At 60.9% G+C, this 11,848-nt stretch carries 13 protein-coding genes; 10 read left to right on the top strand and 3 right to left on the bottom strand.

What is annotated here, in order from left to right; translation table 11 throughout:
* Positions 1-80 precede the first annotated feature (80 nt).
* Positions 81-866 (top strand): DUF1499 domain-containing protein, encoded by a 786-nt coding sequence (locus EB815_RS27770; protein WP_056563854.1) that lies wholly within the window; start codon positions 81-83, stop codon positions 864-866.
* Positions 867-903: 37 nt separating this feature from the next.
* Here the strand turns inward: EB815_RS27770 and EB815_RS27765 are convergent, their stop codons facing one another.
* Positions 904-1,812, bottom strand: a complete 909-nt coding sequence (locus tag EB815_RS27765) for an MBL fold metallo-hydrolase (protein WP_056563851.1) — start codon at positions 1,810-1,812, stop codon at positions 904-906.
* A 114-nt stretch (positions 1,813-1,926) separates the two neighbouring features.
* On the opposite strand from EB815_RS27765, the gene EB815_RS27760 reads away from it, so the two are divergent.
* The 6 genes from EB815_RS27760 to rfbD all read left to right on the top strand — a co-directional run bounded on the left by EB815_RS27760 (position 1,927) and on the right by rfbD (position 7,116).
* Positions 1,927-2,517, top strand: a complete 591-nt coding sequence (locus EB815_RS27760) for a biotin transporter BioY (protein WP_056563848.1) — start codon at positions 1,927-1,929, stop codon at positions 2,515-2,517.
* Positions 2,518-2,581: 64 nt separating this feature from the next.
* On the top strand, positions 2,582-3,649 hold the full coding sequence (locus EB815_RS27755) for an NAD-dependent epimerase (protein ID WP_056563845.1): 1,068 nt from the start codon (positions 2,582-2,584) through the stop codon (positions 3,647-3,649).
* A gap of 50 nt (positions 3,650-3,699) precedes the next feature.
* Entirely contained in the window at positions 3,700-4,581 is an 882-nt protein-coding gene (gene rfbA / locus EB815_RS27750; protein ID WP_056563842.1) for a glucose-1-phosphate thymidylyltransferase RfbA, read from the top strand.
* A gap of 3 nt (positions 4,582-4,584) precedes the next feature.
* Positions 4,585-5,136, top strand: coding sequence for a dTDP-4-dehydrorhamnose 3,5-epimerase (rfbC, locus tag EB815_RS27745; RefSeq protein WP_056563839.1), 552 nt, complete (start codon positions 4,585-4,587; stop codon positions 5,134-5,136).
* A gap of 13 nt (positions 5,137-5,149) precedes the next feature.
* On the top strand, positions 5,150-6,220 hold the full coding sequence (gene rfbB, locus EB815_RS27740) for a dTDP-glucose 4,6-dehydratase (protein ID WP_056563835.1): 1,071 nt from the start codon (positions 5,150-5,152) through the stop codon (positions 6,218-6,220).
* The gene (gene rfbD / locus EB815_RS27735) at positions 6,217-7,116 is read left to right on the top strand and encodes a dTDP-4-dehydrorhamnose reductase (RefSeq protein WP_056563831.1); all 900 of its coding nucleotides are present in this window, start codon (positions 6,217-6,219) and stop codon (positions 7,114-7,116) included. The genes rfbB and rfbD overlap by 4 nt, the downstream gene beginning before the upstream one ends.
* Before the next feature lie 57 nt (positions 7,117-7,173).
* On the opposite strand, the gene EB815_RS27730 is transcribed toward rfbD, so the two are convergent.
* Both EB815_RS27730 and EB815_RS27725 read right to left on the bottom strand, forming a co-directional pair.
* Complete coding sequence (locus tag EB815_RS27730) at positions 7,174-8,292, bottom strand: glycosyltransferase family 4 protein (RefSeq protein ID WP_056563827.1); 1,119 nt, start codon at positions 8,290-8,292, stop codon at positions 7,174-7,176.
* On the bottom strand, positions 8,289-9,413 hold the full coding sequence (locus tag EB815_RS27725) for a glycosyltransferase family 4 protein (protein WP_056563825.1): 1,125 nt from the start codon (positions 9,411-9,413) through the stop codon (positions 8,289-8,291). The genes EB815_RS27730 and EB815_RS27725 overlap by 4 nt, the downstream gene beginning before the upstream one ends.
* 312 nt (positions 9,414-9,725) lie before the next feature.
* On the opposite strand from EB815_RS27725, the gene EB815_RS27720 reads away from it, so the two are divergent.
* The 3 genes from EB815_RS27720 to EB815_RS27710 are packed head-to-tail and all read left to right on the top strand — an operon-like array spanning position 9,726 to position 11,836.
* Entirely contained in the window at positions 9,726-10,760 is a 1,035-nt protein-coding gene (locus EB815_RS27720) for a glycosyltransferase family 2 protein (protein WP_244493897.1), read from the top strand.
* A 28-nt stretch (positions 10,761-10,788) separates the two neighbouring features.
* Positions 10,789-11,475 (top strand): class I SAM-dependent methyltransferase, encoded by a 687-nt coding sequence (locus tag EB815_RS27715; protein ID WP_056563822.1) that lies wholly within the window; start codon positions 10,789-10,791, stop codon positions 11,473-11,475.
* Complete coding sequence (locus EB815_RS27710) at positions 11,468-11,836, top strand: EamA family transporter (RefSeq protein ID WP_056563818.1); 369 nt, start codon at positions 11,468-11,470, stop codon at positions 11,834-11,836. Before EB815_RS27715 ends, EB815_RS27710 begins: the two co-directional genes overlap by 8 nt.
* Positions 11,837-11,848 lie beyond the last annotated feature (12 nt).

The raw sequence follows: 11,848 nt of genomic DNA, 5'->3' as shown, positions 1-11,848 counted from the left end.
GGGGATGTTGCTTGTTTCGGCTTCAAGCCGACGCGAAAAGGCACTAAACCTCCGTCCGGGTTGGGGCAGCGCAGAGAACAATGGTTAGCATTCCCGAACGGCGAACCTCGAAGGCTGCCGGCTGGTCGCGGCGCACGGCCGCATTTTCAGCGGTGCTTCTGCTGACCAATTTTGTCGGCCACCGCTTCGATCTCGTCGAAACGCCGGTGTTCCTGTGGGTGCTGGGCATCGTCGCGCTGCTCGCCGCGCTGGCGCTGTTGTTCGCCGCCTTCGCCTTTTCGAGACTATGGAAATTTGGTGATCGTGGCGGCCGTGACCTGACCGTCGGCGCCTTGCTGGCCCTGCTGGTGCTCGTTCCCTACGGCGTTGCCGCCTATTGGGCGACGATCTATCCGCCGCTCAGGGACATCTCGACCGATTTCGATGATCCGCCCGCGCTCGATGTCAGCGACCGGACAAAGGACATGAACGTGCTCTCGCCGTCGACGCCGGGCGAACAGCGGCTGCAGACCGACAGCTATCCGCTGGTCACCGCGCGCAGCTATGACCTGCCATTCGAGACCATCGTCAATGCCGTCGAGACCGTGCTCGACCGGCGCGGCTGGGATCTTTCCGAACCCTATCCCGACCTTGCCGGGCAAAGCGACGTGACCATTACCGCTGTCGCCAAGAGTCTCGTGCTCGGCCTTCCCGCCGATGTGGCGATCCGCGTGACGGATGATGGCGATACGGTGATCGTCGACATGCGGTCGGCCTCGCGTTACGGCCGCTACGACCTTGGCGACAATGCCGCGCGCATCACTGATTTCCTGGCGGAGTTGGACCAGGAAGTCGCCGGCCAGGTCGGGGCGGCTTCGGCCGAGTAGACTTTCCGCCGATCCCATGCCTGCTGCGAGGATAGGCCTATCGGACCGGCGTGAAAATGCCGTCGATGGCGGGAGCCGCGTCCGTCGACACCATACCGCGGGCCACCAGATCCTCGAGATGGGCAAGCACCGACAGTCCGGCGGCACCATGCAGCCGGGGATCTGTATCCCGGTAGATCGCCTTGACCATGTCGGGAACCCTCCGGTCGCCGGCTCTGACCCGCTCCAGAATGGCCCGTTCGCGCATCTTGCGATGCGTCTTCAATCCGCGCATGAAAGCGCGCGGCGCCGTTACCGGCCCGCCATGGCCTGGCAGCAGCATGCGGTCGTCGCGCTCGATCAGTCTGTCCAGCGATGCCATGTAGTCGGCCATCGCTCCGTCCGGCGGAGCGACGATGGACGTCGCCCACGCCATGACATGATCGGCCGAAAACAGGATGCCGGTTCCTTCCAGCGCGAATGCTGCGTGATTGGCGGTGTGGCCGGGGGTTAGAACCGTGCGGATCGCCCAGCCGTCGCCGGCGACCAACGTGCCGTCCGGCAGGGCGGTGTCGGGAACAAAAGCGGTGTCGGCGCTGGCGTCGAGCGCGTTGGTCTCGCCGACATGCAGTGGCCTTGCCGGCCGGTGAGGCCCCTCCGCCACCACCAGGGCACCGGTGCGCTGCTTTAGCCGGGCCGCCAGCGGGGAATGGTCGCGATGCGTGTGGCTGACGAAGACATGGCTGACCGGCCTGCCGGCGATCACGTCGAGCAAGGTCTGAAGATGGGCGTCGTCATCGGGCCCGGGGTCGATCACCGCCAGCGTGTCGCGACCGACGACGTAGCTGTTGGTGCCATGAAAAGTGAAGGGGCTGGGATTTCGGACCGTGACGCGCAGCACGTCCGGTGCCACGCTCACGCCCTGGCCGTAATGGGGATCGAAGCTGGTATCGAATTTGAGAGCCATATCGGCGCATTGTTCCCGGAACGGCAAAACCGATTGCCGCATAGCACGCAAGCCAATATAGGAAAACGCTAGACCGCGATTATCGGATCGCGACAGATCGGATTGGGGAAGACCATGGCAACTGCAACGACGATGCGCCCGCTTGTTTCTCTGGCCTTGCCGCAGGATGGCGCGGCGCGACTGGCAACACAGCTTTTCCTGGCGATCGCCGGAACGCTGCTGCTGACCCTGTCGGCCAAGACCAAGGTTGTGCTGGGCCCCGTCGACATCTCGATGCAGACGCTCGCCGTCTTGCTGATCGCCGCCGCCTTCGGCATGCGTCTCGGCGTCGCCACGCTGCTGCTCTACATGGCGGAAGGCGCCATGGGCTTCCCGGTTTTCCAGGGCACGCCGGAGAAGGGCATCGGCATCGCCTACATGCTTGGCTCGACCGGCGGCTACCTCGCTGGCTTCGTGGTCATGGCGGCGATCGTCGGCTGGGCCGCGGATCGCGGTTGGGATCGCCACCCGATCAAGCTTTTCAACGCAATGCTGGTCGCCGAAGTCGTCATGATGGCGATGGGCTTCGCCTGGCTGGCGCTGCTCATCGGTCCGGAAAAATCCTGGCAGTTCGGCGTCGTGCCGTTCATCGTCGGCGACCTGATCAAGGTTGCACTGGCGGCAAGCCTTGTGCCGGCCGTCTGGTCGCTGCTGAAGCGCTCCTGAGGTCTTCAGGAAGCTTGGCGTGCCATAGACGTCAGGGGTCCATTCCCGAGGACGGGTGCTTCTGATGAAGGTTCTGGTCACCGGCGTCGCCGGGTTCATAGGCTATCATGTCGCCAGGCGGCTCCTCGAGCGCGGCGACGAGGTTGTCGGTATCGACAGCATCAACGAGTACTACGATCCGGCGATCAAGCAGGCGCGGCTGCGGCTGCTTGCCGAAGCAAGCCGAAGCACCAATGCCGGCTATCATTTCATCCACGGCAATCTTGCCGACAGGGGCATCGTGGACGGCTGCTTTGCCGACCACGCCTTTGACCGGGTGATCCACCTCGCCGCGCAGGCCGGGGTCCGCTACAGCCTTGAAAACCCGCGCGCCTATGTCGAAAGCAACATCGTCGCCTTCACCAACATGCTGGAGGCCTGCCGCGGCAGCGGCATGGCGCACCTGACCTACGCCAGCACCTCGAGCGTTTACGGCGCCAACACCGACATGCCGTTTTCCGAGCATCGCCCCGCTGACCATCCGCTGCAGTTCTACGCCGCGACCAAGCGCGCCAACGAGTTGATGGCGCACAGCTACAGCCATCTGTTCGGGCTGCCGACCACCGGGCTGCGTTTCTTCACCGTATACGGCCCCTGGGGGCGTCCCGACATGGCGCTTTTCCTCTTCACCAGGAGCATCTTGGCCGGCGAGCCGATCAAGCTGTTCAACAATGGCAACCACACACGCGATTTCACCTATGTCGATGACATCGCCGAAGGCGTGATCAGAAGCAGTGACAGCCCTGCCACAGGCAACCTTGCCTGGGATTCCGGCCATCCGGACCCGGCAACGAGCAGCGCCCCGTGGCGTATCTTCAACATCGGCAATAATAACCCGGTGAGGCTGACCGCCTATGTCGAGGCGCTGGAAAACGCGCTTGGCCGCAAGGCCATTATCGAGCTCTTGCCGCTGCAGGCTGGGGACCTGCTCGATACCTTCGCCGACATCTCCGCATTGCAGGAGGCGGTCGGATATCGCCCCGGTACCTCCGTGTCGGAAGGGGTAGGGCGATTCGTCGAGTGGTATCTGGCGTATTTTAGTAACGACTCTGCGGTAAAAGCCGGCGCTGGCAGCAGCTTTTTCAGGGTGTAGTATGGCTCCCACTGCCGCCGAGGGGATTTGGGCATGTCAGGGAGAGCTTCTTGAAAGGAATTATCCTTGCGGGAGGTAGTGGAACACGCCTTTATCCGCTGACATTGGCAGTCTCCAAACAAATTCTTCCGGTATACGACAAGCCGATGATCTATTATCCGCTGAGCGTACTGATGCTCGCGGATATCAGGGAGATTCTGGTTATTTCGACGCCGCGGGACCTGCCCGTTTTCCGTGATCTACTCGGCGACGGATCGGAGTTCGGGCTGGACATTTCCTACGCGGAGCAGCCGCACCCCAATGGCCTTGCGGAAGCTTTCATCATCGGCCGCGAGTTCATCGGCAAGGACAGTGTGTCGATGATCCTGGGCGACAATATCTATTTTGGCGATGGGCTGTCGCAGCTTTGCCGCACCGCCGCTTCGCGCGACACGGGCGCTTCGGTTTTCGCCTACCGCGTGGATGATCCTGAACGGTATGGCGTCGTGTCCTTCGACAAGGTCACCGGAACCGCGCTTACGATCGAGGAAAAGCCGCAGAAGCCGAAATCCAACTGGGCTGTTACAGGGCTCTATTTCTACGACAACTCTGTTGTCGACATCGCCTCGTCCATTCGACCTTCGGCGCGCGGCGAACTGGAGATCACGGCGGTCAACAACGCCTATCTCGATCGCGGCCTGCTGCATGTGCATCGATTGGGGCGCGGCTATGCCTGGCTCGACACGGGGACCCATGACAGTCTGAACGACGCGTCTTCCTTCGTGCGCACGATCGAACATCGACAGGGCATCAAGGTCGCGTGCCCCGAGGAGATCGCCTTCGAGCAGGGTTGGCTGACGGCAGAGCAAGTGCTGCAGCGCGCGACACGGTTGGGAAAAAATGAATACGCCGCCTATCTGCGCCGGCGTGTCGCCGATCTGTCGGAGGGCTAGGCGTTGGAGATCAGGTCCCTCGGCATTGAAGGCGTGCTGGAAATCGTTCCAAAGCGGCACGGCGATGCGCGCGGTTTCTTCATGGAAACCTACAATGCCGAGCGGTTTGCGCAGGCTGGAATAAATTTGCTTTTCGTGCAGGACAACCATTCTTATTCGGCCGAGGCAGGTGTCCTGCGCGGGCTCCATTACCAGCTTGCGCCCCGGGCGCAGGACAAGTTGCTGCGTGTTGTGCGCGGCCGGATTCTGGACGTTTGTGTCGACATTCGCCGCAGTTCGAAGACCTTTGGGAAATGGACCGGCCACGAGATTTCGGCTGAAAAGGGCAACCAGATTCTGGTGCCCAAGGGCTTTGCCCACGGCTTCCTGACCCTGGTGCCCGACACCGAGGTCCTCTACAAGGTGACCGACACCTACTCGCCCGAGCACGACCGGTCTATCCGCTTCGACGATCCCGCGATCGGCATCGAATGGCCTTCGGTGGCCGGCGGGTTCCAGCTCTCGGACAAGGACGGCAAGGCGCCGATGCTCGCCGACACCGAGGTGTTTGCCTGATGAGGACAGCAGCATGAATTTTCTGGTGACAGGCGGGGCCGGCTTCATCGGCTCGGCGGTGTGCCGTCATCTGTGCGCCAATCCGGCCTACCGCGTGACCAATCTCGACAAGCTGACCTATGCCGGAAACCTGGCCTCGCTGCGGCCGATCGAGAGCGCGCATAATTATCGCTTCGCCCATGGCGATATCGGCGATGAGAGGACAGTGCTCGATCTGCTGCGCCGTGACGATATCGACATCGTCATGAACCTCGCCGCCGAGAGCCATGTCGACCGCTCGATCGACGGGCCGGGCGCCTTCATCGAGACCAACATTGTCGGCACCTACCGGATCCTCAATGCGGCGCTCGAATATTGGCGTGGCCTTGCCGATGACAGGAAGGGCCGCTTCCGCTTCCACCATGTCTCGACCGACGAGGTGTTCGGCGATCTGCCATTCGACGGCGGCATGTTCGTCGAGGAGACGCCTTACGCCCCGTCCTCGCCCTATTCGGCTTCGAAGGCGGCGTCGGACCATCTGGTGCGCGCCTGGCACGAGACCTACGGCCTGCCGGTCGTGCTCTCCAACTGTTCGAACAATTACGGCCCCTATCATTTTCCCGAGAAGCTGATCCCGCTGGTCATCCTCAACGCGCTCGACGAAAAGCCGCTGCCGGTCTATGGCGCCGGCGCCAATGTGCGCGACTGGCTGTTCGTCGAGGATCACGCGCGGGCCCTGGAACTCATCGCCACGAGAGGGCATCCGGGCGAGAGCTACAATGTCGGCGGCAATTCGGAGCGCACGAACCTCGCCGTCGTCGAGACGATCTGCGACCTGCTCGACACCAGGCGTCCCCGGACCGGCGGCAGGCGCTATCGCGAGCTGATTTCCTTCGTCACCGATCGCCCCGGCCATGATCGCCGCTACGCCATCGATGCCTCCAAGATCGCCCGTGAACTCGGCTGGGCGCCGACCGAGAATTTCGACAGCGGCCTGGCCAGAACCGTGGATTGGTTCCTCGACAACAAATGGTGGTGGGGGCCTATCCGCGAGCAGCGCTACGCCGGAGAAAGACTGGGCGAAGCGCGCAAGGGTGGCGCGTGAGGCTCGTCGTCACCGGACGCGAAGGCCAGGTCGCGGCAAGCCTGCTGGAGGCAGGCCAAGGAAAGGCCGGCATGGAGGTCGTCGCCATCGGCCGCCCGGAACTCGACCTGGAAAGACCCGAGACCATCATCGACGCCATTGCGGCCGAGAAGCCGGATATCGTGGTGTCGGCCGCCGCCTACACGGCGGTGGATCAGGCCGAGGACGAGCCCGACCTCGCCTTTGCGATCAACGCGACCGGCGCCGGCAAGGTGGCTGAAGCGGCTGCTCGGCTCGGCGCTCCCGTCATCCATCTTTCGACCGATTATGTCTTCGACGGCAGCGCTTCTCACGCCTATGTCGAGACCGACGCGACGGCGCCCCTCGGCGTCTACGGCGCCTCCAAGCTCGCCGGGGAACTGGCCGTGGCCGCCGCCGGCCCGCGCCACCTGATCCTGCGCACCGCATGGGTCTACAGCCCGTTCGGCAGGAATTTCGTGAAAACCATGCTGCGGCTGGCCGCCGACCGCGACGAGATTTCGGTGGTGGCCGATCAATGGGGAAATCCTACCTGCGCGCTCGATATGGCCGACGCCATCCTGCATGCGGCCACGGTGCTGCATGGCGACAAGAACGCCGGCGCGTTCGGAACCTATCATCTGGCCGGCACCGGCGAGACCAACTGGAGCGGCTTTGCCCGTCACATACTGGACACCAGCCGAGCGTGCGGCGGTGCTTGGGCGCAAGTGCGCGACATTGCCAGCAAGGACTATCCGACCAAGGCGCGGCGCCCCGCCAATTCGCGGCTGTCGAGCGCGAAGTTCGCTGATGTATTCGGATGGAGCGCGCCTGACTGGCGGCAGTCGACGGAGGCGGTGGTCCGCCGGCTCCAAGGCGGGCAGGCCCCGGCAGGATGACCAAGCGTCCTTGAGGGCGCCTCGCTGAGTTTCACAAGCCGTGCCTTTCCGCGGCCCTCAACGTCGACGGCTGTCGAGTTGGTGATAGAGATCGGCGTACGCCTTTCCCATCCGGTCTGATGTAAAGAGGCTGGCATAGCGATCTCGGGCGGCTCGCCCCCACGTCGCTGCTTCATCAGGCGAGCCGACGAGCCGGTTGATCGCTTCGGCAAGCCGTGCTGGATCTGAAGGCGGAACGACCAGCCCGGTTTCGCCGGCCTTGTTCACATAACTGGTTCCCGTTCCGATCTCGCATGAAATCATCGGCTTGCCGCACATTGCCGCCTCGACCAGCGATAGCCCATAGGCTTCCGACCTCTGGTTCGAAGGAAAAACGAAGCCGAGGCAGCCGTGGAGGAGCGCCATTTTGTGCGGTTCCGAAACTTCGCCCAGGAAAACCACATTGTCGCGCCGCAACGTCCTGGCCTGCAGCTTGAGCTGCTGCTCGATCGGCCCCGAGCCGGCGATGACGATCTTGCATCGGACCCTGTCCGCGGCCTCGATCAGAACATCAAGTCCCTTGTAGTAGCGCAGAACGCCGACGAACAGGACGAAGGGCTCCGCCACCGCCGACCGGCGCCAGATGGTGTCGGATTCGGTCGGCGCGGGGTAAGCGGTTTCGTCGATGCCGATGGGAATGATCGTCGATTTGGCCTTGAAGGCTTTGAGAACAGGGCTCGATCCCAGATAGTCCGGGGATGTCGCAACGATCGTGTCCACGTCCTTCAGGAAACGCAGCATCAGCGGTCGATAGAAAGGCAGTATCAGCCTCTGTTTGACGATGTCGGAATGATAGGTGACGATGGCCGGTTTGCCGTGTCGGGAATGAAAATGCACCATATCCATCAGCGGCCATGGAAAATGGTAGTGCAGCAGGTCGGCTTTCCCGGCGAGTTCCGCGAATTTCCGAAAAACCGCGCGCGAGAATCCGGTCGAGGCGAGTTCGAAATCGAGCTTGGCCTTGTGGGCCATATGGCCGTCAAACCATTGGGTGTTCTCGGCCGGAGTGGGGCTCAATGACAGCACGTCCGTTTCGATGCCATGGCTCGCGGTGCTCTGGGCAATGGCCTGTATCGTGCGCTCCACCCCGCCGAATGAATCCGGCCAGTAGGTCTTGAAGAAGTGCAGGACTTTCAAACGCGGGTCTTCCGTCTTTGCTTGATGGCTTGTTCAAAAATCCGCAGCATGCTCTTGGCGTGGTTTTCCCAGGTGAAGCGTTCGGCATTCCTTTTCGCGCCCGCGGCGATGCCGTTTCGGAATTCCGCATCGACGCACAACCGGTGGAATGCGGCGGCGATCGCCACGGGATCGTTCGGGTCGACGAGGACGGCATTGTCGCCCGCCACTTCAGGCATGGATGACGTGTTCGAGGTCAGCGCCGGCTTGCCGAAAGACTGTGCCTCGACGATCGGAAAACCGAACCCCTCGTAGAGAGATGGCATCGCCAGGAACAGGCAATTCGCATAAAGCGTGGCAAGCGTCATGTCGTCGACGAATCCGGTAAACTTGATATTCGCCTCCAGCCCGCCGGCGCGCACCTTATCGGCAAGGCCCGTCTGTTTCCACCCCGTGCCGCCGACGATGACCAGATCGCAGCCGGACCGGATGCCGGCCGGCAGCAAGCCGTAGGCCTTTATCAGATTGCCGAGGTTCTTCCTGGGTTCGACCGTGCCGACAAAGAGCGCATAGGGCTTGCCGATGCCGAGCGGCCGCAGGCTCGAAATATCGCCAGGGGGCGGCAGGGCGACCGTGCCGGGATGAACCGTGCTGACCGGCGATTTCAGCCAGGGGAATTCGGCCGTCAAGGCGGTGGCCGTGGCTGTCGAATCGGCAACCACGGCATCGGCGGTCCGCAGCGCGGGCTTCATCAGCAGGCGGTCGCCAACCCAGGTCCGGGTCCGCATGGTCCGCGCGGCGTGCAACCAGACGAGGTCGTGGATAGTGACCACCCGAGCGATGTCGCCGCCGAGAGCAAAGGGCAGACGGTGCGATGGTCCCCAGAACACCTCCACGCGGTCGCGCCGGGCCAAGGAGGGCAACACGGCCTGGCCCCAGAACGTGCGGGCGACGGGTCCCTTGAAGTCGGCGATCCGCACGCGAACGCCAGGCGGAAGATCGTAATCCGGATTGATCCTGCCAGGGGCATAGACAACAACATCGACGCCCAGAGCCGCCAATGCCTTCACGGCATTGTGGACGAACCGGCCGATCCCGTCGGTAGCCGATCCGAGATTCCTGCCATCGATCCCGATCCTCAAGCGTGTCTCCGGAAATGAACTGGGCAAGGGATTCCGGACATTCTTACGATGGCGGCAGGACGGGTGTGTGGAAGCGTGGTCGCTTCGACCGCGCATTGCGAACCACCTGTAGCATACATCCAGCTGAATCGGTAACCTCAGGGCTGGCCGTCATGCAGCGAAAGCCGCTCCACGGCATGAGGCACGGTAGCGTCGAAGCTTTATGCGTCGTCGGCAAGCCGATAGACTTCGGTTGCTCTGGAGATAAAGCTAAGCTAAAGCCCTCGGCGCAACTGGAAGACTATGCCACATGGCCCACCAGAATGGCTGCGGGTGAGCTTTTTGCCCTCACAACAAAAGCCTGGCATCGCTGTCGTCATCCCGAGCTATCGGGTGCGCAATCATATTCTCGCCGTTCTCGGCCAGATCGGCTCTGAAGTCACCGCCATTTATGTCGTCGACGACGCCTGTCCGGAGGACACTGGCCGTTTCGTCAAGGAACATGTCACGGATCCCCGTGTGAACGTGCTGTGGAACGACGAAAATCTCGGCGTCGGTGGGGCGACTCTCGCGGGGATGAAGCAGGCTGCCGCCGACGGCGCCGATGTGATCGTGAAGATCGACGGCGACGGCCAGATGGACCCGGCTCTCATTCCGAGCTTCGTCGGCGTCATTCTCATCGGTGAGGCGGACTATGCGAAGGGCAACCGCTTTTTCGATCCGGAAGGGGTGGCTTCCATGCCTTTAGGCAGGCTGATCGGTAATGCGGGCCTTTCCTTCCTCGCCAAGATGTCGACCGGATATTGGCACAGTTTCGATCCGACAAACGGGTTCTTCGCAATCCACGCCAGCCTGGTCGGTCTTCTGCCGCTGGAAAAGATATCGAGGCGGTTTTTCTTCGAATCGGATCTGCTTTTCCGCCTGAACGTCCTTACCGCGCGCGTCGTCGACGTGCCCATGCACTCACACTACGCCGACGAGGTAAGCAACATGAAGCCGCATCGCGAAATTCCGCGATTTGCGCTCGCGCATCTGAGGAATTTCGGCAAGCGTATCTTTTACAACTACTTCATCCGCAATTTCAGCATCGCGTCGTTGGAGCTTGTGTTGGGATTGGCGCTTTTGCTGTTTGGCTTTGTGTACGGCCTGTCGAAATGGGGTACATCCGTGCCGGCCACCGCCGGCACCGTGATGATCGCAGCGCTGCCGATCATCGTTGCGACCCAACTCCTGCTTGCTTTCATCAACTACGATATCCAGTCGGTTCCGCGGTCGACACTGCACTTGCGACTGAAGACCTCGTTGTTGCCGCGAAAGGCCCTGGTGCATCAGGGAGCAGCGAATAGTAAAGCGAAGAAAAGTAATTGATGTAAAGTTAATTGGGTGACGAGTCGAAATGAAAAAGTATACTCCTCTTCCAGATTACGAAGAGATGGTCAAAAGATGGCTGTCGAATTACTATACATCCAACTATCAAGGCGGATTGTCGGCTTATGTTTTACGAGAGACGCACTCGTTGATCGAGAAGCCATTTAACAGCGACGTCCACCTCTCTCAAATATTGGAGGTGGGAGCGGGTACTCTCGCCCATCTGCCGTTTGTGCGTCACAGCTTTGATCGGTACATCGCATCAGATTTCGACGATACTGTCCTGAAATCCGTTTCTGGGCGAAAACTGCCGCATGGCGTTGAGCTTATGAAACTAGATGGTGCCGCTCTGCCGTTCGAGAGCGACAGTTTCGACCGGCTCATAGCGACCCATGTGTTGGAACATGTGCCTTTCCCGCATATTGCGATCGAGGAGTGGGTGAGGGTGTTGAAACCAGGGGGGGTACTCTCGGTTTTGCTGCCATGCGATCCGGGGTGGGCATGGAGAATAGGGCGCGCATTTGGGCCTAGGAAGCAGGCGGAACGAGCGGGTCTGCCCTATGATTATTACATGGCCCGCGAACACATAAACAGTATATTTAATCTGAGTGAGATATTGAATTTTCATTTTCCCGAGCGTCAAATAACCTGGTGGCCATCGAGGATCCCTGTTCCTGATGTAAACCTGATTTACGCTGGAAATTTTTATGTTTAATATAAATTATATTCTGATTTCATCATCTGTTTTGGTTATAGCTTTCGGGCAGGTAATATTCAAGTTTGCCGCTAGGAATTTCAAAATAGGCGCAGGGGGTGGTTGGTGGAGTGTGGCCCAGCAGAATGTGACGCCCATAGCACTCATACTTCTAGCCCTATTTCTATACTTTTTATCCACTATCGCGTGGGTGCAGGCGCTCAGAACCGTTCCGCTTTCGGTAGCCTTTATGTTCAACGCGCTGGCCTTCGTGATCGTCCCATGCGCAGGTTTCTTCTTGTTTGGTGAAAGCGTTCCCAAATACTTTTATCTGGGTATGCCACTCATTCTCTTGGGGATTTTTCTGATTTCGCGGCCCTGATGTCTCCAGTTT

Source organism: Mesorhizobium loti (assembly GCF_013170705.1).
Taxonomy (GTDB): domain Bacteria; phylum Pseudomonadota; class Alphaproteobacteria; order Rhizobiales; family Rhizobiaceae; genus Mesorhizobium; species Mesorhizobium loti_D.
Note: the sequence above shows the minus strand (reverse complement) of the source record. Positions and strands in the feature narration are given on the sequence as shown.

Coding starts and splice junctions, on each gene's coding strand:
- EB815_RS27770 (WP_056563854.1), top strand. CDS start 81: ATGGTTAGCATTCCCGAACGGCGAACCTCGAAGGCTGCCGGCTGGTCG.
- EB815_RS27765 (WP_056563851.1), bottom strand. CDS start 1,812: ATGGCTCTCAAATTCGATACCAGCTTCGATCCCCATTACGGCCAGGGC.
- EB815_RS27760 (WP_056563848.1), top strand. CDS start 1,927: ATGGCAACTGCAACGACGATGCGCCCGCTTGTTTCTCTGGCCTTGCCG.
- EB815_RS27755 (WP_056563845.1), top strand. CDS start 2,582: ATGAAGGTTCTGGTCACCGGCGTCGCCGGGTTCATAGGCTATCATGTC.
- rfbB (WP_056563835.1), top strand. CDS start 5,150: ATGAATTTTCTGGTGACAGGCGGGGCCGGCTTCATCGGCTCGGCGGTG.
- EB815_RS27715 (WP_056563822.1), top strand. CDS start 10,789: ATGAAAAAGTATACTCCTCTTCCAGATTACGAAGAGATGGTCAAAAGA.
- EB815_RS27710 (WP_056563818.1), top strand. CDS start 11,468: ATGTTTAATATAAATTATATTCTGATTTCATCATCTGTTTTGGTTATA.